Raw genomic sequence first — 25,406 nt, 5'->3', positions numbered from 1 at the left:
CGGCCCGGGTCAGGCGGATACCGCATGCGTATCCGGTCGCGAATGTGAAACCCTGGCGGCGTGGCTGACCGACTGACGTCTCCTGCCGCCGCGTACCGGGAATCACGCCGCCGATCGGCGTATCCCCAGCTCACGGCCTTCCAAGCGGCCGCGGCCTTCGAGTTTGACCCGTTCCAGCGCCAGGGCTGTGAGGCGCTGGAGGACGGGCACGGCGTGCTGCTCTGTGCGCCGACCGGCGCTGGCAAGACAGTGGTGGGCGAGTTCGCGGTGCATCTCGCGCTGGCCGAGGGGCGTAAGTGCTTCTACACCACGCCCATCAAGGCGCTGTCCAACCAGAAATACACCGAACTGGTTGCCCGCTACGACGCCGACACCGTCGGGCTGCTCACCGGCGACGTCTCGATCAACGGCAACGCGCAGATCGTGGTGATGACCACCGAGGTGCTGCGCAACATGCTCTACGCGGGCTCGTCCACGATCACCGACCTCGGCTACGTCGTGATGGACGAGATCCACTACCTCGCCGACCGGTTCCGGGGCGCGGTGTGGGAGGAAGTGATCCTGCACCTGCCGGAGTACGTTCGCGTCGTCGGGTTGTCCGCCACGGTCAGCAACGCCGAGGAGTTCGGCGACTGGCTGGTCACGGTCAGGGGTGACACCACGGTCGTCGTCGACGAGCATCGGCCGGTGCCGCTGTGGCAGCACATGATGATCGGCAACCGGATGTTCGACCTGTTCGCGGAGAAGACCGACGACCCGTCCAGCGATGACGCGCGGCACGACCGCATCAACCCGTCGCTGCTGCGCAAGGCGCAGGAGATCAGCAGGGCGTACGGCCCCGCGGCCCTGCGGGGCCGTGGCCGCAAGCGCTATCCGCGTGGACCGCGCTACCGTCCGCCGTCACGGGTCGACGTCATCGATCGGCTGGACCGCAACGGGCTGCTGCCTGCGATCGTGTTCATCTTCTCCCGCGCCGGCTGCGACGCTGCCGTCGACCAGTGCTGCCGGGCGGGGCTGCGGCTCAACGGTCCCGATGAGGTCGAGCAGGCGCGGACGATCATCGACGAACGGACTCGCGATCTGCCGGAAGGCGACCTCGGTGTGCTCGGCTACTGGGAGTGGCGAGACGCCCTGGAACGCGGCATCGCGGCTCATCACGCCGGGCTGCTGCCCGCGTTCAAGGAGACCGTCGAGGAGCTGTTCGTCCGGGGCCTGGTCAAAGTCGTGTTCGCGACCGAGACGCTGGCGCTGGGCATCAACATGCCCGCCCGCACCGTGGTGCTGGAACGATTGGTCAAATACAACGGCGAAGCGCACGTCGATCTCACACCAGGGGAGTACACCCAGCTCACCGGCCGCGCGGGGCGGCGAGGCATCGACGTCGAGGGCCACGCCGTCGTGCTGTGGCAGCCCGACATCGACCCGAAACAGGTAGCGGGACTCGCTTCCACCCGCACTTACCCGCTGCGTTCGTCGTTCCGGCCCGGCTACAACATGGCCGTCAATTTGGTCGCGCAGGTGGGTGCCGCGGAGGCGCGCGAACTGCTGGAACAGTCGTTCGCCCAGTTCCAGGCCGATCGATCGGTCGTTGGTCTGTCGCGGAAGATCGAACGCAACAAGGAGGCGCTGGAAGGCTACGCCGAGGCCGTTGACGCCGACTTCGACGAGCTCCGCGAGTACGCGGCGCTGCGCAAGCGGATCTCGGACCAGGAGAAGCTGCTCGCCAAGCAGAACACCGCGTCCCGCAAGCAGGAGACGGCGCGCTCGCTGGAGAAGCTGCGTAAGGGCGACGTCATCGCGGTGCCGTCCGGCAGGCGCGCCGGTATCGCGGTCGTCGTCGACCCCGGTCTCGACCCGGTGGCCGAGCCCCGGCCGATCGTGGTGACCGAGGACCGCTGGTCCGGCCCGCTATCGGCGTCCGACTTCCCCGCGCCGGTGGACAAGCTCGGCCACATCCGGTTGCCCAAGCGTGTGGAGCTGCGTTCACCCAAGACCCGTCGCGACATCGCGTCGCATCTGCGGGACAGCGGCATCGTCGCGCCGGGACGGCGGCGCAAGCAACGCAAGGACGCGAACTCCGATCCTGAGCTGGTGAGCTTGCGTAAGGCGCTGCGCTCGCATCCGGCACACGGGCTGCCTGAGCGGGAGGCCAATCTGCGGTGGGTGGAGCGCCACGAACGCCTCGTCGCGGAGAACCGCAAGCTGGAGGAGAAGGTGGCAGCGACGACGCACTCGCTGGTGCGGGCGTTCGACAGGATCAGGGCGCTGCTCACCGAGCGGGGCTACCTCGCGGAAGACGGCAACACCGTCACCGCCGACGGTGCGCGGCTGGCCCGCATCTACAGCGAATCCGACTTGCTCGCTGCGGAGTGCGTGCGGCACGAGCTGTGGCGCGACCTGCAGCCAGCTGAGCTCGCCGCCGTGGTGTCCACGCTGGTGTTCGAGGCGCGCAGGGACAGCGCGGGGGAGCCGAGGTTGCCCGCTGGCGCGGTGAGCGATGCCTGGCAGCGTACGGCGGCGTTGTGGGCCGAGCTGGTCGACGACGAGCGCAGGCACCGGCTCGGCCGCACCCGCGAGCCGGACGCCGGGTTCGCGTGGCCGGTGTATCGCTGGGCGCGCGGCGAGTCGCTGGAGAAGGTGCTCACGACGGCGGAGCAGAACGGCCAGGAACTCTCCGCTGGAGACTTCGTGCGCTGGTGCCGCCAGGTGATCGACATGCTGGAGCAGCTCAGGGATGTGCTCGGCAAGGCGGACCCGGTTGGTGCCGCCGCTGGCACGGCGGCGCGATCGTTGCGACGGGGAGTTGTCGCGGCGGGCAGTGTGTGAGTGATATGAGTAGCACGCGGCATACGCCTGGGAGGCTTCACTGGGCGTATACCGCGTGGTGTGGTTGGATCCACGCAGCAACAGACGTGGTAACTGGCGGAGGACGACATGAGCACGCCGTATGGCGGCAGTGACCCGCAGTGGGACTCGCGGCAGTGGGGGCAGCAACCCTACGGCGATCCGGCGACGGGGGGCCAGCAAGCGGGCGGCGTGCCTGCTCCTGGGTACGGCCAACCGGCCCAGCCTGGCCAGGAGCAGTGGGCGCAGCAGCCCTACGGCCAACCGGGACAGGACCAGTGGGGCCAGCAATGGGGTCAGTACCCCGCTGGTTATCCGCAGCAAGGCCACGATCAATGGGCCCAGCAGCCCTACGGTCAGCCACAGCCCGGCGGGACGTACCCACCGAGCGGGCCGCAGCCGCAGCAGCCATGGGCCCAGCCCGGCCAGCCAGGTCAGGACCAGTGGGGCCAGCCGGGCCAGGACCAGTGGGGTCAGCAGTGGGCGCAGCAGCCGTACGGCGCGCCCTACGGCCAGCCGCCCAGCGGCCAGCCCGGAGGTTTCGGCCAGTATCCACCCGGCATGGAGCCGGAGCAGCAGAAGAAGTCGAAGGCACCGCTGTGGATTGGCATCGGCGTGTTGGTGCTGCTCGTCGTCGTGGTCGTCGTGCTCGGCTTCATCGCGCCAGGGTTCTTCTTCAAGGAGAAGGTCTTCGACGCCGCCGGCGTCGAGCAGGGCGTCGAGCAGATCCTGACCGACGAGGACGTCGACTTCGACCAGGGCAGCGCGTCGTGCCCAGCCGACCAGCCGGTGCAGCAGGACCACACCTTCACCTGCACGGTCACCGTCGACGGTGAGCAGAAGGACGTGCCGATCAGGGTGGTTGATGCCGAGGCCGACCCGCCGAAGTACCAGGTCGAGACTCCCTGACTAGGGCCTAGCGCGCGGCTGTGCCGCGGCCAGTGGTGCTGGTCGCGGTGGGCCGGTGTGTGGTTGTGGCTCGGCTGGCGCTGGCTGCTAGCCGAGGGGTTCGGTGTGGGGTGCGGTGAACTGTCTCGGCTGACGCGCCGGATCAAGCCACGCGGGTGGGAGGCATTCCGGCTTGCCGTTGGTGGTCATGCGGATATCCCACCCGGCGTGGTGGACGAGTCGGTGGCAGGCGGTGCAGAGCAGGCAGAGGTTGTCGAGGGTGGTGGTGCCGCCGTGTTCCCACCAGGTGATGTGGTGGACTTGGCACCAGCGCATCGTGCGGGAACACATGATGCAGCCGCCGTCGCGGGCGGCGAGGGCGCGGCGTTGGGCGCGGGTGGCGGTGCGCACCTCGCGGCCGAGGTCGAGGATTTCGCCGGTGGAGCCGAGGACGGCGGGGATGAGGCGGGCGTCGCAGGCCAGGCGGCGGGCTTGTTCCGCGGTGACCGGGCACTCCCAGTTCAGGATGGGGGTGTCGCCCAGCATCTGCTGCACCGCCCGATCACTGTCGATGAGGGGGTCGCGGCGGAGTAGTTGATCCAGCGTCATCGACACGGTCACTACCGGGGTTTCACCGGCTTCGGTGGGGCGTGCGGTGGCGCGTTGGGTGTAGTCGAGCAGTTCGGCGAACGCATCCCCCTGGCGTTGGCCAGTGGTGCGCTGATCCGGCATGCCCTCCACCGTGGGCCGGGGCTTGGCCAGCGCCGAGAGCAGCGTTTCCAACAGCTGTCCGGATTCGGAGTCGAGGGTGCCGCGCAGCTTGAACCGGTTGTGGCGGGTCCAGGACCACACCAGTTCCCGCTCCGGCTCCGCCAACTCAGCATCGTCGTTCGGTTCACGGCCGTCGGGGTCGAGCAGGGCGAGTAGGTGGCGTCCGGCGCGGCGCACCACCGCGGGTTGTGCCTGCCGCGCCAAATCGATCAGCGTCTTCTCGTAGCCGGCGCGTTCGGTGTCGTCGATATCGGCGGGCATCGCGGCCATGGTCTCGCTGATCGCGTCGACGTGGCCGGGGTTGAGCACACCCTCAGCCGCGGCCTGCGCGGCCATCGGCGCCGCCGCGGGCTTCTCACTCGTCCCCTCGCGAGTGGGGTGCAGCAATGTCGCCCGCTTAGCGCGCTTGGTCGCCTCGGTGGTGCTGATCCGCAGCAGGTCGCGCTGCAGTGTCGCCAGCGACGGATAGCCATACGTAGCGAACACACCCCGCGACTGAATCTCGGCCAACACCGCCGCCTGAGCAGCCTCGGCACGATTCCGCACCTCCTCAGCCACCCGCAGCGCCTCAGCCAACTCGGCATCGGCCGCTTCCCACCAACCGTACGGGCCGGGCTCCGGGAGAAGAACATCTGCGCTGCTCATACCCCCAATCCTAGACTCCTATCGAACGCCTGTTCTAGTCTCAGGTGTGGAACCCCTGCTGTACTTCCGTAGAACTTTCCCTGCACGTGCATCCATCGAGGTATGGGCGATGGCAGCGAGATCCGCTGGCCAGGGCAAGGGCTGGACCTTCGCAGGAAAGCGTTTGGCTGGCACGGCACGAACGGCTCCCAGTGTCGGGCTGGCCTGGTCTGATACCGGAAATTCAGTGGCGCGCCGTGTGGCGGCTGCGCGACGATCCCGTCATGACGGATCGTTCGATCAGGACACTCGACGCCACCGAGATCCGGTCGGCGCACACGTTGTTCCGCGCCTCGCTGCACGCGGCACCGCTCACTGACGAGCGGTGGCAGCGCGCACGGCGCACCTATCAGGACGGCCGCACCCTCGGCGCGTTCGAGAATGACACCTTGGTTGGCACCGCGCGGGCGATCGACACCACGCTGACCGTGCCCGGCGGCACGGTGCCAATGGCCGCCGTCACGGGCGTGGGGGTGCGCGCCGACCGCACCCGGCGTGGCGTGCTGACTGATCTGATGACGGCCCAGCTCGCCGATTGCGCTGAGCGCGGCGTGCCGGTGGCGGGACTGCACGCGAGTGAAGCCGTCATCTACGGCCGCTACGGCTACGGCATCGCCGCTCATGTGCGCAGCAGGCGGCTGGACCGGCGCCGCGCCGAGGTGCGCGCGAGCGCGCCTGCCGACGGTGAGGTTGAGCTGTACGATCTCGACGCCGCGCTGGAGCTGCTCCCGGACGTGTACGCGCGGCTCGCCCGCTCGCGTGCAGGCATGCTGGACCGTACGGAGCACTTCTGGCCGATGTGGGAGGGTCATTACCGCACCGAGTCCGGACTGATGCGGCTCGCGGTGCACCACGGCAGCGACGGGCCGGACGGCTACGCCTCCTACCGTGTCGTCACCGAGGACGTCGCCGACGACGTGGCCGTGATGTACGTCGAGGACATGGCCGCGGCGACCCCTGCCGCCTACGCCGATCTGTGGCGGGCGCTGCTCAGGGTGGACCTGATCACCCGGATCGAGTCCCGCTGGCAGCCCGTCGACGCGCCGCTCGAAGCGCTGCTCACCGACTACCGCGCCGTCTCGACGATGTCCGTCGAGGACGATCTGTGGTTGCGGCTGGTCGACGTGCCCGCCGCGTTGAATGCCCGCGGCTACGCCGGGGACGATGCCGTGGTGTTCGAGGTGTCCGATCCGATACTGAAGCACAACTCTGGCCGCTACCGGCTCTCCGCGGCCGGTAGCGAACCGACGACGGAGCCAGCGCAACTCGCTCTCGACGTTGACACGCTCGGCATGCTTTACCTCGGCGGGTGGCGCGTGGCCGATCTGGCCGCTGTCGGAAGGATCGAGGTTACCGCCGCTGGCGCCGACGATGACGCGCTCGGCGCGGCACACCGACTGGTGGTCACGGATAGTTCCCCTTGGTGCGGTAGCTTCTTCTAGTCGTCACCGGTCTGGCGTAACGTCTACGCCAACCGGCCTAAGATCTAAGACGCTAGAAGGAGCACCGCCGTGGACGCGAGTCCGTTACGGCTCCAGCCACCCCGACGCGGCGTGCCTACCGTGTCGTCGCGCGCCTCGTTGTTGGCGGTCGTGGTCGCGGCGCTGAGTACCGCGTGTGATTCGCAGGCTCCGGTGTCGCCTGGGACGCCGAGCCCGTCACCGACGCTGACATCGACCGCGAGCCTCGGCACCGTGCCGGGGACCGCGGTGCCGCCGCTGCCCAGCCGTGGCAGGGCGACCTCGCGGAAGCCGCCGAGGTTCGACCACACCGAGGTGCAGGACGCCGTCTACAGCATGCTCGCCAGGCACTACCGGATCGAGCACGTCCAGCTGGTGATCTGCCCGCCGAACCGGCCGGTGGTGCGCGGCACGACGTTCCGCTGCACCGCGACGATCGCGGGCGAGAAGAAGTCGGTGCCGATCAGGGTGACCAGCGACAAGGGTGACTACGAGGTCGGCAGGCCAGAGTAGCGGCGAAGCGTGCGGAGCCGCGTCGGGCGGGCAAGGGGCTCGGCCAACCGGCAACGAGCAACGGGCAGCCTCGCGCTGGTCAGCCGCCGAGCGCGGCGAGCAGCCGGTCGGCCGAACCGCCCAGATTCCAGCGTTCGGCCAGCTCGGCCACCCGCTCTGGGGCGGCGGGGCCGTCCGGCACCCGATCGTCGCGGGAGAACGTCACCGGCGCGTCCGGCACCACGGCGACCACGGTCGGCGCCACCGCGAGGTAGTCGGCCGCCGCAGCGAGCTGGGTGCGCACCCGCTTCGGCACGTCGGGGTGCTCATCACGGGCGGCGTCGAGCAGTCCGGGCAGCGACCCGAACCGGGTGATCAGCTTGGCCGCCGTCTTCTCCCCGATCCCGGTGACGCCGGGTAGCCCGTCTGACGGGTCACCGCGCAGCACCGCCATCGCCGCGTACGCCGCGCCCGCGTCGGTCTCCGGCACCCCGTAACGCCGCGCGATGTCGGCGGGCGTGAGCACGTCGGCCTTCGCCCAGCCCTTGCCGACGTAGATCACCGACGCCGGGGTCGGCTCGGTGCGCACCAGCTGGAACAGGTCGCGGTCCCCGGTGATCACCTCGACGGGGTTGGTCCGCTCCCGCGCGGTCAGGGTGCCGATGACGTCGTCGGCCTCGTAGCCAGCCGCCTCCGCCGTGGCGAGCCCGCATGCCTCGAGCAGGTCGAGAATGATCGGCACCTGCGGGCTGAGCGTGTCAGGAACCTCCTCGGCGATCGTGCCATCGGCTGCCTCCTCGGCACCCTCTTCCGCGACCCGGTGCGCCTTGTAGCTCGGCAGCAGGTCGACGCGGAACTGCGGGCGCCAGTCGGCATCAAGGCACGCGACGAGGCGTTCCGGCTTGCGGTCGGTGAGGATGCGCGCCACGGTGTCCGCGAAGCCACGGACGGCGTTGACCGGCGTGCCGTCCGGCGCGCGCAGTGACTCGGGCAGCGCGAAGAACGAGCGGAAGTACAGGCTGGCGGCATCGAGCAGAGCGAGCGGTCGATCGGACGGGGCACTCATGCGGTGCAGCTTGCCATAGCTCGGCGCGCGGCGGGTCGCCCCGCGTGCGATTCGGGGGTCGCGGCTAGGCTCGGGGCATGTCCCGTCGTTCACTCCACACACCTGCTCCGAGCCCGTCCCGGCTGCGCGCCAGGATCGCCCGCGCCCGCGCCGCGGCGGCGGCCGCCGACACTGACGCACTGCTCATCGCGCCCGGTTCCGATCTGCGGTATCTGATCGGGCAGGCGGGCGGCTCGTTCGAACGCCTGTCGACACTCGTGGTGCCCGCGGGGGACGCGCCGCCCGCGTTGGTGCTGCCCGCGCTGGAGGCGGCCGGGTTCGCGGACGTGCCGTTCGATGACCTCGGCGTTGACGTCGTCACCTGGGTGGACGGGCAGGACCCGTACCGCATGGTCGCGGACTTGGCAGGACGCGGTGGCTCGGTGAATCGGGTCGCGGTCAGCGACAACACCATCGCGCTACACGTGCTGACGCTGCGGGGCGCGCTGGACGCCGAGCAGGTGCTGGCGGGCCCGATCGTCCGGGAACTGCGGATGCGCAAGGACGCTGACGAGATCGCCGCGCTGCGCACCGCCGCCGCAGCGATCGACCGGGTACACGCACGGGTGCCGTCCCTGCTGCGAGCCGGCCGCACCGAGGCGGAGGTCGGCGCGGATATCGCCGCCGCGATCGTCGAGGAAGGCCACACCGAGGCGGAGTTCATCATCGTCGGCTCGGGCCCGAACGGGGCGAGCCCGCACCACGACGTGTCCGATCGGGCGCTCGAGGCGGGCGACGTCGTGGTTGTCGACATCGGCGGCCCGATCCCGGAGGGCTACAACTCTGACTGCACCCGTACCTATTCGATCGGCCAGCCCGCGCAGCCTGACGTGCTTGACGCCTACGCCGTGCTGGAGCTGGCGCAGCGGGCAGCGGTGCATGCGGTGCGGCCCGGCGTGCCCGCGTCGGCTATCGACGCCGCGGCGCGGGAACCGATCACCGAGGCGGGCTTCGGCGAACGGTTCATCCACCGCACCGGCCACGGCATCGGCCTCGACGTGCACGAGGAGCCGTACATGATGGCGGGCAACGACCTGCCGCTGGAACCGGGCATGGCGTTCAGCGTCGAGCCGGGCATATACCACGAAGGCCGCTGGGGTGCGCGGATCGAGGACATCGTCGTTGTCACCGAGGACGGTGTCGAGCCGCTCAACACCCAGCCGCACGGGCTCACGGTGGTGGAGTGATGAGCGTTCCGCTCGAGCCCACCGATCAGGCGATCGCCCGCGAGCTCAACGCGAACGGCCGGACCAGCTTCACCGACCTGGCCGAGCGGGTCGGGTTGTCGGTGTCGGCGGTGCATCAGCGAGTGCGCAGGCTGGAGCAGCGCGGCGTGATCAAGGGCTACACGGCCCGGCTCGACGGGGAGCAGATCGGGCTCCCGCTGACGGCGTTGATCTCGCTGACGCCGAACGACCCCGCCGCCCCGGACGATTATCCGCAGCGGCTGGAACACATCCGAGAGATCGAGTCGTGCTATTCAGTCGCGGGGGATGAGTCGTACGTGCTGCTGGTGCGGGTGCCGTCTCCCGCGGGTCTTGAGGACCTGCTGCGGCGCATCCGGGAATCGGCCAAGGTGTCGACCCGGACGACGGTGGTGCTGTCGACGCCGTTCGAGGGGCGTCCCGCCGCGTTGTAGTGGCCTGCCTCGCCGCGATGGGGCCTCACCGCAGCGGGCGCCAGCGCTGCGTGCTCTCGCCGACGGCGGAGGACCTGCGGTCCGGGTGGTCGTGTAGCAGGATGCTGAGCCGCCGGTACGCGGTGAGGAACTCCGTGCGGGACTCGTTGTACTCACCCGCCGCCGCGTGCTCCAGCCCCGCGTCGATCGCCGCCCGTGCCGCGGGCTCCGCGGCGGCGAGCAGGTCGGTCATGCCGGCCGCCGTGGTGCGCAACTGGGCGAGCAACTGCCCCATCCGAGGATGGCCCTCACCCACCGTCAGCGCGGGCACCACGACGTGGAGCTGGTCACGCAAGAGCGACAGCGACGAGCGGGGTGTGGCGCCGGATCGGCGTGCGGGTGCGTTCACCGGAACCTCCAAAGGCAGGAACACGCAGGCTCGGTAACGAGACCAGGTGGGGCCGCTGTTATGACGCCTGGTCAGGGCAACACTGTCGGATGCAGGTCGCCGTCGGCGCCTTCAACGCACGCCGCCTCGTTGGTTGTGGCCTCGAGGAACTCGGTCAGGCAGCGCCCGATCTGGGCGTGACCTGCGGCGTTGAGATGAAACGACTCCTGAGCGGCATGCGACGCGCGATCGACGTCGCCCAAGTCGTCCCACCGTACCGTGAGCCGGGTGAACCACTCGCTACCGGCACTCGCACCGCCGGTGCAGGCCTCGTGCCCGTGCCCGGCGCGTGACAGGTCGAGGAAGCGCGCACCTACGGTCGTGGCCGCCTCGCGCAGTCCCCGGCTGAGCTCGCTGACCGCGGTATCGCGAATCCACTCAAGGTCAGCCTTGCGGAATGGGCAGCCGTCCAGGTTGCGCAGCGCCTCCGGAATCTCCGGGCTGACCGGCGACGGATACGACTGCACGACCAGTTGGTAGTCCTCGCGGTCGTAGCCGACCTGGGTGAGCACCTTGCGGACGTCCTTCAGTGCGGTGACGACCTTCGGCACCATGGCGTCGACGGTCGACGTCCAGTTGCCTCGCAGCGCGTCGGTGCACGGCGGCCCGCCGAACCAGGCTTTCGCGCAGGCGCTCAAGTGATGGGAGAAGTGCGGGTCGTCGTTGCCGCCGATCGCGACGACGACGACCTCGATCTCGTTGCTCTTCGCGAGTTCGCGCAGCCGAGCGGCCTGCGAGCCTTCGGTGTACTTGCTCTGTTTGGTGAGCGCGACGTGGGCGCTCGCCGCGCCGGAGCAGGCGAGGTTGACGGTTTTCTCGATGCCTGGCAGCGACGTCATGTGCACGGTGGCTTTGGGGGAGCGGTGGCACCAGTTGCCGCCCTGGCCATTGGTCGTGCTGGTGTACACCCCGGTGCCTTCGCCGGACACGGAGCTGTCACCAAGGCTGACCATGGTGATCGGCCCGCGCGGTTCCGGGGACGGCGTCGGGAGCGGCGTGGATCTGCGGTTCGGCTGGTTGTCGCCGATGAGTATTACCGCGGCCACGCAGGCCACGAGGAGAACGACGAGCCCGCCGTGCCACGGGCGAATCCGAGTCTGCCGCATTACACGCGATCTTACGTCCGCCCGTGTGTCCCCTGCGTGTGCCGTCTCCCGGCGCCGACGTCGCGAACGAGGGACACGGCGTCGGGACCGGGGACACGACGCACAGCGGGCCTACACCCGAGCGGCGCGGTAGGCGCCGGGGGCGGTGCCGGTCCAGCGCTTGAAAGCGCGGTGGAAGGCGCTCGGGTCGGCGTAGCCGAGCCGGGCGGCGATGTCCTCTACGGTGTCGTCGCTGCCGGTCAGGGCGGCGATGGCGACGTCGCGGCGGACGTCGTCACGGTGCTGGCGGAAGCTCGTGCCCTCTTCGGCGAGCTTGCGCCGCAACGTCTGCGGGCTCAGCGACAGTCGTGCGGCCGCGGCGTCCAGCGACGGCAGCCGGGCCGGCGGCGCGTCCTCCAGGATGCGGCGCACCGCTTGGCCGACGCTGGTGGCGTAGGCTGGCGCGGCGGCAAGGTCGGTCGGCGCGTGCCGCAGGAACTCCGCCAGCGCGGCCCGGTCGCGCACCACTGGCATCGCCAGGTACTTCCGGTCGAACGTGGCCGCCGTCGTGCCGCCACGCCCGAACGTCGAGCGGCAGCCGAACACCAGGTCGTACTCGTCCCGATGTGGCGGCGCGGGGTAGCCGAACGCCATGCCACGCAACGGAATCCGCTGTCCGATCAGCCAGCTGGAGAACCCGTGCCAGATGATCATGATGCCTTCGCACATGAAGTGGTCCGGGTCGCGCACGCCGCGAATGTCCAGCTCCACCCGGGCCTCGCCGCCGCGATACCGCACCCGGAACCGGGGAGTGCCGGGGAACAGCTCGTAGAACGTCGTCGCGCGCCGCAGCGCGGAGAGCAGGTCCGGCGAGTGCACCGCGGCGTGGCACATCATGGCGAACGTCCCGCGTGGGCTGGGATACGGCCCAAGCCCCATGAATTCGTCGTCGAGCGTCGCGATCAACACCCGTACCAGCCGGGCCGCCTGCTCCGCGGTGACGCGCGCGCGAGGATCGTCGAGCAAGACGGGCGCGATGCCAGCCCGGTGTAGCAGCGGCTCCAATTCGACGCCCTTGCGCCGAGCCCCGGCGAGGGCGCCTCGGATGTGGTGGATGGAGATCGTGCGCGCGGACATGGCTACCGCGACAGTACCTCTGCCGCGCCTCACGGCCGATCGGTCGGTACATCTACCGCGCGTCACCCGGCCGATCGGTCGGTACCTATGCCATGTCTCACAAACCCGATCGGCCGGTTCGACTTCGGTGACGACGCAGGTCAGCGGCCTGGCAGGACGGTGCTGAGCGGTACGGACAGTGATACCGAGCAGTAGCGTCCTGGTCACGCCGCGTCGTGCGGGGCGACGGTTGACACATGCGAAGCAGTCAGGGTAGCGCTGGTGCGCGCCTGCTCGGAGTCGGCGGTTATCGGCCGCAGAACACACTCACCAACGAAGAGTTGGCCACCCGATTCGGGAAGTCAGCGGACTGGGTGGCCGCCCGCACCGGCATGCGCGGCAGAGCCGTGGCCGCCAAGGACGAACGGGTACCCGACATGGCCGCCGCCGCTGGCGCGGCCGCACTGGCGGACGCCGACATCACCGAAGACGAGATCGACCTGGTGATCGCCGCAAGTTGCAGCGCGGCGACGCCGATTCCCAGCGTGGCGGCCGAAACCGCGGGACTGCTCGGCATCAAGTCGGCTGGCGCGTTCGACGTCAACTCGGCGTGCGCCGGGTTCTGCTACGCCATCGCCGTCGCCTCCGATCTGGTGCGTGCCGGCTCGGCCAACCGGGTGTTGGTCATCGGTGCGGAACGGATGAGTACCTGGATCGACGACAACGACCTTGGCACCGCCATCATTTTCGGTGATGGCGCGGGCGCCGCCGTGGTCGGCGCGTCGGACGATCTTGGCATCGGGCCGGTCGTGTGGGGCAGCGACGGCACGGCGTCCGAACTCATCGCGATCGACCCGGAGGACCGCTACCTGCGCATGCAGGGCAGGCAGGTGTTCCGCTGGGCGACGACGGAGATCCACCCGGTGGCGCTCACCGCGTGCGAGAACGCGGGGGTCGCGCCGGAGGAACTGGCGGCGATCATCCCGCACCAGGCGAATCTGCGCATCGTCGACGCCATCGCGGCCAAGCTCGGTGCGGACAACGCCGTGGTCGCCCACGATGGCGAGGACACAGGTAACACGTCGGCGGCGTCCATTCCACTGGCGCTGGCCCGGCTGCGGGAGACCGGTCAGGTCGGCACCGGTGACCTGGCGTTGCTGATCGGGTTCGGTGCCGGGCTCGCCTACGCCGCCCAGGTGGTACGAGTGCCGTAAGCGGCCGAAGGGTTGTGCGGCGGACGCGAACCACGTTCACTGGAACCTGCGGCGAGTTTTTCCGACACGCCGCAGGGGAGGCTTGACATGACGGGAGCAGCCGCGCTTCCGGAGGCGGTATCTGTCCGGTATGCCCGGGAGCAGTACGCACTGGGCTACGCCCACGGCCGTGCGGGGGCAGCGGCGGACCGCGCGGAGGCGCTGTCGTTCGCACGGTTCTTCGCGGCCCGGTGCGAGGACGCCGGCGAGCTGGTCGATGTCTACGACGCCTACCGCGATTGGGAGGCGAGCCGCTAGGGCTCCCGCACGACGTCGCCGGGGTCGATGTCGTCGCGTAGGCCCAGGTAGACAGGGTGGCGGAGCCGGTCGTCGCGGGTCCAGCGGTCGAAACTCACCTGCACCACCACCTCGGGCTCCACCCATAACGCGTCCCGGACATGGTCGGCTGGCACCGGGGTGTCGAACGGGCTGCTATCCCGCGCCAATGGGGCCAGTCGTTCGCCGAGCAGCCGCAGTGTCGCCTCGTCGAAGCCGGTGCCGACCCGCCCGGCGTATGCCAGGCCGTCCGAAGTGCCGACGCCGACCAGCAGCGATCCGATCCGGCCCTCCCGAACGCCCTTGCCCGGCCGCCAACCGCCGACGACGACCTCCTGCTGCCGCAGCCGCTTGATCTTGCGCCAGTCCGGCGAACGGGCGCCGGGTAGATACCCGGAGTTGAGCCGCTTCGCCACAATCCCTTCCAACCCCTGCTGCTCGGCGGCGCGCAGCACGGCCTGACCGGTGGCGTCCAGGAACGCGGGCGGGGTGTGCCAGGACGGCCCTGCCAGCTCAAGCCCGGCCAGGATCTCCTGCCGCTCCCGATAGGGGACGTCGAGCAGCGGTCTGCCGTCGAGATGCAGGATGTCGAAGATCAGGTACGTGATCGGCGTGCTGGCCGCGAGCCGCCGGGCCGCATCGCCGGTGGCGTGCATGCGCGGTTGCAGGGCGGCGAAGCTTGGCGTGCCGCCGGAGAACGCGACGATCTCGCCATCCAGCACCGCGCCTCGTCGTGGCAGCTCTTTGGCGAGCGCGGCCAGTTCCGGGTACGAGCCGGTGATGTCGCGCGCGGATCGGCCGACGAGCCGCACGCGGGCGTCCTCGACGTAGGCGAGTGCGCGCTGGCCGTCCCACTTCAGCTCGTAGCCCCAGCCCTCGTCGGAGGCGGGCGCGCCGGTGCCACCCGCGAGCATCGGCAGCAGCCCGCGCGGCGGCGGCACCCGTTCCCGGTGGATCATCCACTGCGTGTCGTCGGTACGGAACAGCGCGAACCCACCGGTGTAGCGGGAGCCGTGCAGCACCACCTTGACCTCGCGGTCGGTCCACGTGAGGCACTCGTAGGTGCCACTGTCGGCGATGCGCATGGTGCCAGCGCCGTACTCACCCCGGGGGATCGTTCCGGCGAACGTGGCATACGCGAGCGGGTGGTCCTCGGTTCTGATGGCGAGGTGATTGACGGCGGGGTCAGCGGGTATCCCCTTGGGGATGGCCCACGACGCGAGCACGCCGTCGCGTTCCAGCCGCAGGTCATAGTGCAGCCGTCTGGCGTGGTGTTCCTGCACGACGAAGACCGGCGGCTTCGCGGGGTCCACAGTGGTGTCGGCGGGGTCGTCGGCGGGCATGGGCTCCGGCGTGCGGCCGGGACGGCGTTTGCGCCGATACTCGTGCAGGCTCACGGCACCGGCCTACCGGCACCTTGCCGCTTGCGCAACCCGGTTGATGGCGTGACCAGGAGGGTTGCGCTGGGTACCGTAAAGGTTGGGGCCGTCGCCCGGGGAGGAGGAAGCGATGCGAGCCATGTGGAAGGGCACCATCAGCTTCGGTCTGGTGACCATACCGATCAAACTCTACGCCGCGACCGAGGCGAAGAACGTGTCCTTCCGGCAGGTGCACGCCAGTGACGGTGGGCGCATCCAGTACAAGCGCGTCTGCAGCATCGACGGCGATGAGGTGCCCTACTCCGACATCGCCAAGGGTTACGAGCTGGACAGCGGCGACATGGTGGTGCTGACCAGCGAGGACATGGCACAGCTACCATTGTCGTCTTCGCACAGCATCGACGTCATGGAGTTCGTGCCACTGGACTCGGTCGACCCGCTGTACTTCGACCGCGGCTACTACCTCGAGCCGGACAAGGCCGCCGCGAAGCCGTACGTGCTGCTGCGTGACGCGCTCGCCGACTCCGGCAAGGTGGCCATCGTCAAGATCGCGCTGCGGCAGCGGGAGTCGCTGGCGCTGCTGCGGGTGGCCGACGACGTCCTGGTATTGCAGACGATGCTGTGGCCGGACGAGGTGCGCACGCCGGACTTCGGCTTCCTCGAGGAGGAGGAACCTGAGGTGCGCCCGGACGAGATGTCCATGGCGGGGATGCTGATCGAGTCGCTGTCCTCGGAGGTTTTCGAGCCGGACAAGCACCACGACGAGTACCGGGCGGCGGTGCTGTCGCTGGTGCAGGCGAAGGCAGAGGGCCAGGAGGTGTTCACCGCACCGGAGAGCGAGAGCAGCGAGGTCATCGACCTGATGACCGCGTTGCAAGCGAGCGTCGATAGCGCGGGCAGTGCTGGCAGCGCCGGTAGCTCGGGCAAGTCCGGGTCGTCGGGCGGGTCGGGGTCCGCGCGGAAGTCAAGCAACGGCGGGCGCACGGCGTCGGACGGTCAGCAGTCCACCCGGAAATCCGGCTCAAAGTCGTCATCGTCGCAGTCGTCCGGCGGGGGAAAGAGCAAACAGGACTCGAAGTCGAAGTCCTCGTCAACGTCGAAGCGCACCAAGAGCCCGACGTCGAAACGCTCGGCGTCGTAGCGCGGAGCCGCCGGGAACGTTCGGCGCGGGTCAGGCCGCGACGACCAAGTGGCGGTCCGCCACGCACTCGCAGCTGATCACGTCGTCACAGCGCTGGCTGATGTCGTGGCGGGCGGGGTCGAGTGCGGTGCAGCCGGGCTCGGTGCACTCCACGTCCCCGTCGTGGTGCTCGATGAGCGCGCCGTGACAGTGGTCGAGTTCCTCGACGCAGCCGGTGCATGCCACGCTGATCAACTCCTCGGTTGCCGTTCGGGGTACGACGGGTCTTTCCTATCACCCGAACGGCACGAGGCCGGTGATCTGGCGCGGCGTGTCGCTCTGCAGCGGGGAATCGGCCAGTCGCGAGACGTCATCGCAGACGCTGCTCCGTGTCATATATCAGTCATAGGGCACGAGTGCTCTATTGCGGGACGACTTTCTTTCCGATCCGCTAGCGGGATCCGGGCCGACGCGAGACGCTGAGGGCATGACGCGGGTGGCGGTGAACGTCGAAGGGCGGCGGCTCAGCCTGTCCAACCTGGACAAAGTGCTGTACCCGGAGACCGGGTTCACGAAGCGGGATGTGATCGACTACTACCGGCAGGTCGCGCCGCTGATGTTGCCGCACATCACGGGCAGGCCGACGACGCTGCGCCGGTTCCCTGACGGCGTCACGGGGCAGTGGTTCTACGAGAAAGACGTCTCCCGCCACGCCCCTGATTGGCTGCGGACAGCTCGGCTGGCCAACAGCCGCGATGACGATAACGGGTCCAACGACTACCCGGTGCTTGACGACCTGGCGTCGTTGGTGTGGGCGGCGAACCTCGCGGCGCTAGAGCTACACGTTCCACAGTGGACCGTCACGCCGGACTGCGAGCGCGCGACGCCGGACCGGCTGGTGTTCGACCTCGATCCGGGCGCGCCCGCCACGATCGTGGAGTGCTGCCGAGTGGCGGAGGCGCTGCGCGAGATGCTGACCGCCGACGGTCTGACTCCGGTTCCGAAGACCAGCGGCTCCAAGGGAATGCAGCTGTACTGTCCGGTGCGCACCGAAATGCCGGATGACACCTCCCGCTACGCCAAGGCGGTGGCGCAGCGACTCGCCACGGAGCAGCCGTCGCTGGTCGTGGCGACCATGACGCGGTCGGCGCGTACCGGGAAGGTGTTCATCGATTGGAGTCAGAACAATCCGTCGAAGACCACGGTGGCCCCGTACTCGCTGCGCGCCAAGGAAGCCCCGACCGTGTCCACCCCGGTGACCTGGGACGAGGTGGGCGGCTGCACGACGGCGTCCGAGTTGCGTTTCGAGACCAACGACGTCCTGGAACGCATCGCGGCGGAGGGGGACCTGTTCGCCGGGGTGTTGGGGGAGGGGGCGCCGGTGCCCGCATGACGGGGCGTCGTGCCATGTCCGCACTCACACGAGCGTCACCCAGTAGTCCCAGAATCGGACGGCGATGAGCGCGATGATCGCCACGAACCAGAGTGCCAGCACGAAGCTGTGGTAACGGGCAAGCACCGCGCCGGGGCCGGACGCGCCGCGGGAGAAGTGGCCGCGCTCCAGGTTGTGCAGCGTGGTGTACCAGAACAGTGGGATGGTCACCGCCCACACCACCATGCAGTACGGGCACAGCGCGCCGATCGTGTACAGGCTCTGCCAGATGAGCCAGTGCACGAACAGCACGCCGAACGTCGTCCCTGCTTGCAGTGCCAGCCAGAACCAGCGTGGCGGCCGGAACCCGATGGTCAGCACGACGCCGACCGTCACGATGATCGCGAATCCGGTGATACCCAGCAGCGGGTTCGCCACGCCGAACGCTGCGGCTTGCGGCGTGGTCATCACCGAGCCGCAGGAGAGCACCGGGTTGAGGCTGCACGTCGGCACGTAGCTGGGGTTCTCGATCAGTGCGATCTTCTCGACCATCAGCACGAACGACGCGAGCAAGCCGATGCTGCCGCCGATCAGGTACAACCACCGCACGATCCGCCCGAGCGGCCCCTCGCCGGGAGCGTCGGTCCGCTCGGATGATGCCGGGGTTACCCGTGTGTCGCTCACTGCGCCAGCTCCGCGTCGAGCTTCTCGCGGAACTGCTGCTTCACCTCCGCGAACGTTTCACCGGACGGCGTGAACCGCTCGCCGTTGATGAACAGCGTCGGGGTTCCCGTCACCTGCGCCTTCTCGCCGTCGGCCTTGTCCGCCTCGATCCGCTCGGCCACCGCGTCGGAGGCCATGTCGGCGTGGAACCGGTCCACGTCGAGCCCGATCTCCTCGGCGAACGAGTCGAAGGCCGCGCGGGCCCTGTCCTCGTCGTCGCTGAGCTGGTCACCGTCCTCGTTGACCGCCCACTGCTCGTAGTTCTCGTACAGCGCGTGATACATCTCGGCGTACTTGCCCTGCATACCTGCCGCTTCCGCGGCCTGCGCCGCTGGTAGCGCGAGCGAGTGGTTATCGAGCGGGAAGTTGCGCACCACGAACGTGATCCGGTTGCCGTAGTCCTGCTCGACGTCGGCGGTGATGTTGCGGTAGTAGCCCGCGCAGGCGGGGCACTGGAAGTCCAGGAACTCCACTACGGTGACCGCGTTGTCACCCGCATCGGTGAGCCGGTGGCTGTTCTCGTTCAGCAATACGCTGTCCGACGCTGTCGGTGAGCCCTGCGGTTGGTCGTCGCCGCCGCTCAGCAGCACCCCGCCGAACACGATGATCGCGACGACGACAACCCCTATGGTGAGGAGCACGTTCGCTGATGGCCAGGCACGACCGCCCTCGACGATCTTTTCCTTCGACATGACTTGTCTGTTTACCTTCCCTGGTCACTGTCGTCCGCGACCCGGCGGCACACCGGCGCGGGCACGCTCGTCGTCGCGACACTAACCGCGTTACCTGAGACGATGCTGAAACAGCGCGGCCTGTGCCGCCAAGACTACGGGTGACGTTGGCCGCAGCCGGTGATGACCAGAGCCATCGGCATCCGTGACCAAGCTCCCCAGTGTGATCACCGTTCGGCCCGGCACCGTGGCGCGGTGACGCGAGCGTGTATGCGTTGTGGTCGTCATGGCAACCGAAACGCATCAAGATCGACTTGGGCGCGTCGGTTGCGTTGCGCCCCCAGCCGTCAGGACAGGCGGAGGGTGCGCTGGTACGCGGCGATGGCGGCGCTGAGTTGTTCGCGGGACAGGGTGCGCGGCCCGCAGTCGCACCACGCGGGCAGCTCGTCGTCGGCGAACGGTGCCGCGTCGAGCAGGTCGACGTACTCGGTGTCGCTGTTGGCCTTGCTGCTCCGGTGGGTGGTATCGACGAAGTCGCGGGACCCGTGCGCGTGGGACCGCATCCGCGTGCAGTACACGGGCCCCGCTTCGGTGCGGTAGACGTACGCGACGTGGTGGCTGTTGGTGCACTGCACGCTGAGCAGCTGCCGGTCGCTGCGATGCGCACCGAGCGCGGCGAGCGCGTCAGTGGCCTGCCGTCGGCGGAGAGCGGTCTCGGTGGCCATGCGCCGACGGTACGCCGGACGACGCGACCGGCGGAATGGTCGAAAGTCACCTCCCGGCGTTGACGGTCAGCACGCTCAGCTCTGCTGCCACGTCCACTCCCGCACCTCGGGCAGATCGTCCCCGGTCGCGCGGATCCAGTCGTGGTGCCGGGTGCGCTGGTCGAGCATGTGCTGTCGCAGCCGCACCGCCGCCGGTCCCAGCGAAGGCACCCGGTCGATCACGTCGATGACCAGCTTGAACCGGTCGAGGTCGTTGCGGACCCGCATGTCGAACGGCGTTGTCGTCGCACCTTCTTCCTTGTACCCGCACACATGCAGGCCGGCGTGGTTGGTGCGGCGGTAGGTCAGCCGGTGGATCAGCCACGGATAGCCGTGGTAGGCGAAGATGATCGGCGCGTCGCGGGTGAACAGCGTGTCGAACTCGCGATCGGTCATGCCGTGCGGGTGTTCGGTGTCCGGCTGCAGCCGCATCAGGTCGACCACGTTGACCACTCGCACTGTCAGCGACGGCAGGTGCTCGCGCAGCAACGCTGTCGCCGCGAGGACCTCCAGCGTCGGCGCGTCACCCCCGCAGGCGAGTACCACGTCCGGGTTGCCGCCGCCGTCGTTGCTGGCCCACTCCCAGACCCCAGCGCCACGCGCGCAGTGCGCCAGTGCTTCGTCAAGGGACAGCCAGTTCGGCGCCGGGTGTTTCCCCGCGACGATCACGTTCACCAGGTCGCGGCTGCGCAGGCAGTGCTGCGCCACCGCCAGTAGCGTGTTGGCGTCCGGTGGCAGATACACCCGCACCACCTCGGCGTTCTTGTTCGCCACGTGGTCGATGAAGCCGGGGTCCTGATGCGAGAAGCCGTTGTGGTCCTGCTGCCAGACGTGCGAGCTGAGCAGGTAGTTCAGCGACGCGATCGGCCGCCGCCACGGCAGGCGTTTGTGGGCGGACAGCCACTTGATGTGCTGGTTCACCATCGAGTCGACGATATGGATGAACGCCTCGTAACAGTGGAATAGCCCGTGCCTGCCGCTGAGCAGGTAGCCCTCAAGGAACCCTTGGCACAGGTGTTCGGAGAGCACCTCGATCACCCTGCCGCCGGGCGTGAGGTGCTCGTCGGTGTCGAGCACCTCGCCCTGCCACTGCTTGCCGGTGGCCTCGTAGACGGCGTCGAGCCGGTTGGACGCCGTCTCGTCCGGGCCGAAGATCCGGAAATTCCGCCCCTGCTCGTTCGCCTCGACCACCCCGGCCAGCATCGTGCCAAGCACCCGCGTCGGAGACGACGTCGTCGCGCCGTGCCGGGTGACGTCCTGGACATACGGCGTCAGCTCGGGCAGCCGCAGCTCACGCAGCAGCAGTCCGCCGTTGGCGTGCGGGTTCGCCGACATCCGGTAGCGCCAGGACGGCACCTGCTCCAGCACGTACTGTCGCGGGCGGCCGTCGTGGTCGAACAGCCGCTCCGGCTGGTAGGAGCGCAGCCATTCATCAAGCAGCCGCAGGTGCTCGGTGTCGGTGCGCACGTCAGGCAGCGGGATCTGGTGCGAACGCCAGGTGTTTTCGATCGGGACGCCGTCCAGCTCGGCGGGCCCGGTCCACCCCTTTGGACTGCGCAGCACCAGCACCGGCCACCGCGGCCGTTGCCGGTCGCCCTGCTGGCGGGCGCGCCGCTGGATCGCGTGGATCTCGCCGATGATCTCGTCCAGTACCGCCGCCATGCGCTCGTGCATCGCGGCCGGGTCGCTGCCTTCGACGTAGTAGGGCCGGTAGCCGTAGCCGCGCAGCAGCGCGTCCAGCTGATCGTGGCCGAGCCGGGCAAGCACCGTCGGGTTGGCGATCTTGTAGCCGTTGAGGTGCAGGATCGGCAGCACCGCGCCGTCGTGCACCGGATCGAGGAACATCGCGCCGTGCCAGCTCGCCGCCAGCGGTCCGGTCTCGGCCTCGCCGTCGCCGATCACGCACGCGACGACCAGCTCAGGGTTGTCGAAGGCGGCCCCGAAGGCGTGCGCGAGGCTGTAGCCCAACTCGCCGCCCTCGTTGATCGAGCCGGGCACCTCCGGCGCGGTGTGGCTCGGCAGGCCGCCGGGGAACGAGAACTGCCGGAACAACCACCGCATCCCGTCGACGTCCCTGGCCACCTCGGGTACCGCCTCGGTGTAGCTGCCCTCCAGCCAGGCGTTCGCCAGCATGGCTGGGCCGCCGTGGCCGGGACCGGTCACGAAGATCATGTCCTGGTCGCGCTGGCTGATCACACGGTTCAGGTGAGCGTAGATGAAGTTCAGCCCTGGGACGGTGCCCCAGTGGCCGAGCAGCCTGCGTTTCAGGTGGCGCGGGTCGAGTGGTTCGGTCAGCAACGGGTTGTCCAGCAGATACAGCTGACCCGCTGACAGATAGTTCGCCGCGCGCCAGTAGGCGTCGACGGTGGTGAGATCCGGCCTGGTGAGTGTGTCGGCCCGCATGGTGTCCCCTTGCTCGCGCACGCGCATCACAGGTGTCTGGGTGCCCAGCGTTGCTGGTGTTTACACCGCGCCGTGGGGCACTCGACCCGATGTGGCGGAGCCGCGTTCCGGTTCGACGGCGTCCGCTACGAGCTGCCGCCGGGCGGGTGCGTCTCGGTCTCCGCTTCGGACACTGCCGGCTGAGCCCCGTCGTCGCGAGTCGCACTCTGTCCCGCGCGAGTCGCACCTTCCTGGGCGCGAGTTGCACCTTGTTCGTCGCGAGTCGCATCGTCCGGGGTCGCGACATCGCCCGTGGTCCGGTGCAGCCGGAATCCGATCGCGCTGGCGATCAGCAGCACGACTCCCGCGATCAGCAGCACGGCCGCGCCGCCGACCGCGCCGTCGGTGAGGTCCCAGACGGCCTCCGGCGCGGCCAGGCTCACCGCGACCACGCCCGCCACCAGCACGATCCAGGTGTGCACCCAGCGGTAGAGCACCAGACAGCCGATGCCGAGCACGAACGTCGCGATGTACGCCAGCGGCCGCCATTCGTCCTCGCCGAGCGGCGTTTGCGTACCGGCCAGTGCGAGGGCCAGACCGACGGCGATGCCGGTGAGCCTCGTGCGCAGCAGCCGTGCCAGCGCGAGAACGGTGAGCAGGGCTCCGCAGCCGAACAGGCCAATGCCCGCGGTGAGTTCGTCGAGGTCGGTGATGGTCCCGATGGTGTTCAGCACGGTGAACACGAGCAGCCCGGTCGTGGCGAGCAGTCCTGCCACGCTGGGCAGCAGGATGTAACTCGCGGCGGCGACGACGAGTCCGGCGCCGCCCGCGAGCGCGAACTCGGCCTCGTTGACCGGGTCCGGCGTCGCGAGACCGATCGTGATCGCGGTGGTCACCGACGCGAGCGCGAGCAACATGCTCGCCACACGCAGCCGTGCCGTGGTGACCAGCGTGTACAGCGGGGCGTGGCGGCCAGCCGCGAGAAGACCCGCCGTCAACAGGCCAAGCGTGATCAGACCGAGCAGCGTGGTGCGCGCGGTCTCGGTGAGTTGGTCCCACGAGGAGGCGACGAGCACGACCGCTCCGGTCAGGATGAGCGCGCCGCCCAGGTAGCCGACGATCTCGGCGATTGGGCCGCGCCGTTGCTCAGCGGTGGCCGCGATCCCCAGCTCGTCGCGGACGATGCCGGCTTGCTCGGCCGTCAGCACGCCACGCTCGACGAGTGAGGTCAACGCGTGGTCCTGGCTGCGTGGTCGCGACCGCGCGGGGTGCGACACTCGCTGAGCGTTCATGCGCCGAGCATGGCACGCGGATCGGCGTATGGGCAGCCGCCGAGTGTCAGCCAGTGGCCGGGACTTGGGTCAGCGCCGTGCGTCGGGCGTCCGGAAGTCGGAACTCGCCGCACCGGAACGGGGGACTCGCGGGGCGCGGCCAGGCGGGCGTACCCACCTGGCCGCGCCGACGCGGTTACTTCGGCTGGAGGACGAACAGGCCCTGTTCGATGCCGGACACCACGACCGTGCCGGACTCGAAGTAGGGGTAGTTGCTCCAGGCGCCGTTGAACTCGGCGGCGTCATCGGCGGGGTAGACGTCGAAGAACGCCTCTTCCCGCAGCGTGCCGCGCTCGACCTGCTTGCTGTCGAGGATGCGCAGGCCCGAGCGGTAGTTCGCCTCGTAGACCTTGTCGTCCTTGGTGTAGAGGTTGTGGTCGATCGACGGCGTGTCGGCGACGTACGTCCCGCGCAGCTCCGGGTCGGTGAGGCTGGTGACGTCGAGGATGTAGGTCGTCGTGTTGACGCCGTGCTCCCGCTCGTCGCCCTCGTCGTTGAACAGGAACGTCCGCGAGTCCTCCGTCAGCCACCCCTGGTGGGTGTAGTCGGCGTTCTCGTAGCCGAACCGGGCGAGCTGCACCGGGTTGTCCTTGTCGGTGACGTCGACGATCGTCACGGTGTCCTCATTGGAGTTGAACAGGATCTCGTGGCCGGTGAAGCGGCTGTCCGGGCCGTCGTAGACGACCGCCTGGGTGTCGTGGGTGTAGCCGTCGCCGCTGACGCAGCCCGCGAACTCCGGCGACTGCGGCTCGCGGATGTCGACCATGTGCGGGCCGCCGTCGCAGGTGAGCGAGCCGACGATGTAGGCGAACCCGGAGTCGGTGTTCACCGCGACGTTGTGCGCGCCGCCGACCCGCGGGTAGTGCGCGTCCTCCGTCCACTCCCGCGGCTCATTCGCCTCGCGCAGCCGCGTCAGGTCGAACACCTGCATGCCGTGGGTCGGCTCCTCGCTGACGACGAGCGCGTGGTTGTCGTAGACCTTCACGTCACGCCAGGACGCGAACAGCGTTTCCACCGGCTGATGCGAGGGCAGCATGCCGAGGTACTCCGGGCTGGCCGGCGTGGTGACGTCGACGAACGCCGTGCCGCTCGTGGTGCCGAGCAGCGCGTACTCCCTGCCGGTTTCCGGATCGGTCCAGCCCCAGATGTCGTTCGCGGCGTTCGGGCCGCCGACCTCGGACAGCGGCAGGTAGGCGGCGAGGTCGACGCGGTGGCACGGGAACGGGCCAGCGCTGCCGCCGGTGCACGGCACGTCGTAGAGCGGCTCGTCGGGCGCGCCGCCTGCTGACCCCTCGCCGGGGTCGACGCAGATGTCCCCGCCCTGGCACAGCTCAAGGTGATTGGTGGTCTTCAGGTCGGGCGACGGCTCGTCGTGAGCAGCCGCCTGCGACGCGGGCAGCGCGACGAGGCCAAGCCCGAGCATGGCGGGCGCGAGCAGGCCCAGCCATCTGGTGCGGCCGGTGGGTAGACGCATCGATCCTCCTTGCCGGAGCTGCCGTCGGTACGCGACGGCAGCTCCGCTGCGGTCGTGATATTCGGTAGGTGGTTCAACGCGCGGTGCCGCTGATGGTTGCGCCGAACCCGAATCCCGTTCGGTAAGCCCGGTACGCGGCGCGAAGCGTGG

The 25,406-nt window shown here is 69.3% G+C and carries 23 protein-coding genes; 10 read left to right on the top strand and 13 right to left on the bottom strand.

Annotated features, from left to right (window positions below; all coding sequences use genetic code 11):
- The first annotated feature begins 60 nt into the window (after positions 1-60).
- Together AMYHA_RS14840 and AMYHA_RS26485 are read left to right on the top strand one after the other, a co-directional pair.
- Positions 61-2,826, top strand: a complete 2,766-nt coding sequence (locus tag AMYHA_RS14840; protein WP_034271837.1) for a DEAD/DEAH box helicase — start codon at positions 61-63, stop codon at positions 2,824-2,826.
- A gap of 108 nt (positions 2,827-2,934) precedes the next feature.
- The gene (locus tag AMYHA_RS26485; protein ID WP_034271835.1) at positions 2,935-3,753 is read left to right on the top strand and encodes a DUF4333 domain-containing protein; all 819 of its coding nucleotides are present in this window, start codon (positions 2,935-2,937) and stop codon (positions 3,751-3,753) included.
- An 87-nt stretch (positions 3,754-3,840) separates the two neighbouring features.
- On the opposite strand, the gene AMYHA_RS14830 is transcribed toward AMYHA_RS26485, so the two are convergent.
- Positions 3,841-5,148 carry an HNH endonuclease gene (locus tag AMYHA_RS14830; RefSeq protein ID WP_051399942.1) on the bottom strand — a complete coding sequence of 436 codons (1,308 nt, stop codon included), beginning with the start codon at positions 5,146-5,148 and terminating at the stop codon, positions 3,841-3,843.
- Between the two features lie 263 nt (positions 5,149-5,411).
- Between AMYHA_RS14830 and AMYHA_RS14825 the strand changes: the two genes are divergently transcribed.
- Together AMYHA_RS14825 and AMYHA_RS26480 are read left to right on the top strand one after the other, a co-directional pair.
- Positions 5,412-6,629 (top strand): GNAT family N-acetyltransferase, encoded by a 1,218-nt coding sequence (locus AMYHA_RS14825; protein WP_034277348.1) that lies wholly within the window; start codon positions 5,412-5,414, stop codon positions 6,627-6,629.
- Positions 6,630-6,698: 69 nt separating this feature from the next.
- Positions 6,699-7,160: a DUF4333 domain-containing protein gene (locus AMYHA_RS26480; RefSeq protein ID WP_084037248.1), complete on the top strand. Its 462-nt coding sequence runs from the start codon at positions 6,699-6,701 to the stop codon at positions 7,158-7,160.
- Positions 7,161-7,239: 79 nt separating this feature from the next.
- Here AMYHA_RS26480 and AMYHA_RS14810 read toward each other — a convergent pair whose 3' ends face one another.
- A complete protein-coding gene (locus AMYHA_RS14810; protein WP_034271829.1) occupies positions 7,240-8,205 on the bottom strand; it encodes a 5'-3' exonuclease in 966 nt (321 codons plus the stop codon).
- A 77-nt stretch (positions 8,206-8,282) separates the two neighbouring features.
- Here AMYHA_RS14810 and AMYHA_RS14805 point away from each other — a divergent pair, with 77 nt between their 5' ends.
- Positions 8,283-9,431: a M24 family metallopeptidase gene (locus AMYHA_RS14805; protein WP_034271827.1), complete on the top strand. Its 1,149-nt coding sequence runs from the start codon at positions 8,283-8,285 to the stop codon at positions 9,429-9,431.
- On the top strand, positions 9,431-9,883 hold the full coding sequence (locus AMYHA_RS14800) for an Lrp/AsnC family transcriptional regulator (RefSeq protein ID WP_034271825.1): 453 nt from the start codon (positions 9,431-9,433) through the stop codon (positions 9,881-9,883). The genes AMYHA_RS14805 and AMYHA_RS14800 overlap by 1 nt, the downstream gene beginning before the upstream one ends.
- Positions 9,884-9,908: 25 nt before the next feature.
- Here the strand turns inward: AMYHA_RS14800 and AMYHA_RS14795 are convergent, their stop codons facing one another.
- From AMYHA_RS14795 to AMYHA_RS14785, 3 genes are all read right to left on the bottom strand, one after another.
- A complete protein-coding gene (locus AMYHA_RS14795; protein WP_157362121.1) occupies positions 9,909-10,271 on the bottom strand; it encodes a hypothetical protein in 363 nt (120 codons plus the stop codon).
- Positions 10,272-10,342: 71 nt separating this feature from the next.
- On the bottom strand, positions 10,343-11,416 hold the full coding sequence (locus AMYHA_RS14790) for a GDSL-type esterase/lipase family protein (RefSeq protein WP_051399941.1): 1,074 nt from the start codon (positions 11,414-11,416) through the stop codon (positions 10,343-10,345).
- Between the two features lie 111 nt (positions 11,417-11,527).
- Entirely contained in the window at positions 11,528-12,532 is a 1,005-nt protein-coding gene (locus AMYHA_RS14785; RefSeq protein WP_034271822.1) for an AraC family transcriptional regulator, read from the bottom strand.
- Positions 12,533-12,768: 236 nt separating this feature from the next.
- Here AMYHA_RS14785 and AMYHA_RS14780 point away from each other — a divergent pair, with 236 nt between their 5' ends.
- Both AMYHA_RS14780 and AMYHA_RS14775 read left to right on the top strand, forming a co-directional pair.
- Positions 12,769-13,725: a beta-ketoacyl-ACP synthase 3 gene (locus tag AMYHA_RS14780; protein ID WP_034271820.1), complete on the top strand. Its 957-nt coding sequence runs from the start codon at positions 12,769-12,771 to the stop codon at positions 13,723-13,725.
- 87 nt (positions 13,726-13,812) lie between these two features.
- The gene (locus AMYHA_RS14775) at positions 13,813-14,022 is read left to right on the top strand and encodes a hypothetical protein (protein WP_034271819.1); all 210 of its coding nucleotides are present in this window, start codon (positions 13,813-13,815) and stop codon (positions 14,020-14,022) included.
- Here the strand turns inward: AMYHA_RS14775 and ligD (AMYHA_RS14770) are convergent.
- A complete protein-coding gene (ligD, locus tag AMYHA_RS14770) occupies positions 14,019-15,437 on the bottom strand; it encodes a non-homologous end-joining DNA ligase (protein ID WP_034271817.1) in 1,419 nt (472 codons plus the stop codon). The two genes, AMYHA_RS14775 and ligD (AMYHA_RS14770), sit on opposite strands and share 4 nt — an antisense overlap.
- 112 nt (positions 15,438-15,549) lie before the next feature.
- Here ligD (AMYHA_RS14770) and ku point away from each other — a divergent pair, with 112 nt between their 5' ends.
- The gene (gene ku / locus AMYHA_RS14765) at positions 15,550-16,560 is read left to right on the top strand and encodes a non-homologous end joining protein Ku (protein ID WP_157362119.1); all 1,011 of its coding nucleotides are present in this window, start codon (positions 15,550-15,552) and stop codon (positions 16,558-16,560) included.
- Positions 16,561-16,590: 30 nt separating this feature from the next.
- On the opposite strand, the gene AMYHA_RS14760 is transcribed toward ku, so the two are convergent.
- Positions 16,591-16,785 carry a hypothetical protein gene (locus tag AMYHA_RS14760; RefSeq protein ID WP_034271815.1) on the bottom strand — a complete coding sequence of 65 codons (195 nt, stop codon included), beginning with the start codon at positions 16,783-16,785 and terminating at the stop codon, positions 16,591-16,593.
- 241 nt (positions 16,786-17,026) lie between these two features.
- Here AMYHA_RS14760 and ligD (AMYHA_RS14755) point away from each other — a divergent pair, with 241 nt between their 5' ends.
- Positions 17,027-17,932 (top strand): non-homologous end-joining DNA ligase, encoded by a 906-nt coding sequence (gene ligD, locus AMYHA_RS14755; protein ID WP_034271813.1) that lies wholly within the window; start codon positions 17,027-17,029, stop codon positions 17,930-17,932.
- A gap of 24 nt (positions 17,933-17,956) precedes the next feature.
- Here ligD (AMYHA_RS14755) and AMYHA_RS14750 read toward each other — a convergent pair whose 3' ends face one another.
- From AMYHA_RS14750 to AMYHA_RS14725, 6 genes are all read right to left on the bottom strand, one after another.
- Positions 17,957-18,595, bottom strand: a complete 639-nt coding sequence (locus tag AMYHA_RS14750; protein ID WP_034271811.1) for a vitamin K epoxide reductase family protein — start codon at positions 18,593-18,595, stop codon at positions 17,957-17,959.
- Entirely contained in the window at positions 18,592-19,326 is a 735-nt protein-coding gene (locus AMYHA_RS14745) for a DsbA family protein (RefSeq protein WP_034271809.1), read from the bottom strand. The genes AMYHA_RS14750 and AMYHA_RS14745 overlap by 4 nt, the downstream gene beginning before the upstream one ends.
- A 326-nt stretch (positions 19,327-19,652) precedes the next feature.
- Positions 19,653-20,030 carry a hypothetical protein gene (locus AMYHA_RS14740; protein WP_034271807.1) on the bottom strand — a complete coding sequence of 126 codons (378 nt, stop codon included), beginning with the start codon at positions 20,028-20,030 and terminating at the stop codon, positions 19,653-19,655.
- Between the two features lie 75 nt (positions 20,031-20,105).
- The gene (locus AMYHA_RS14735) at positions 20,106-22,472 is read right to left on the bottom strand and encodes a phosphoketolase family protein (RefSeq protein WP_034277341.1); all 2,367 of its coding nucleotides are present in this window, start codon (positions 22,470-22,472) and stop codon (positions 20,106-20,108) included.
- A gap of 125 nt (positions 22,473-22,597) precedes the next feature.
- Positions 22,598-23,743 (bottom strand): DUF2157 domain-containing protein, encoded by a 1,146-nt coding sequence (locus AMYHA_RS14730; protein WP_157362117.1) that lies wholly within the window; start codon positions 23,741-23,743, stop codon positions 22,598-22,600.
- A 175-nt stretch (positions 23,744-23,918) separates the two neighbouring features.
- On the bottom strand, positions 23,919-25,256 hold the full coding sequence (locus AMYHA_RS14725) for a choice-of-anchor B family protein (RefSeq protein ID WP_051399940.1): 1,338 nt from the start codon (positions 25,254-25,256) through the stop codon (positions 23,919-23,921).
- Between the last annotated feature and the right edge of the window lie 150 nt (positions 25,257-25,406).

Origin of the sequence: Haloechinothrix halophila YIM 93223 (assembly GCF_000504245.1) — a bacterium.
Taxonomy (GTDB): Bacteria; Actinomycetota; Actinomycetes; order Mycobacteriales; family Pseudonocardiaceae; genus Haloechinothrix_A; species Haloechinothrix_A halophila.
Note: the sequence above shows the minus strand (reverse complement) of the source record. Positions and strands in the feature narration are given on the sequence as shown.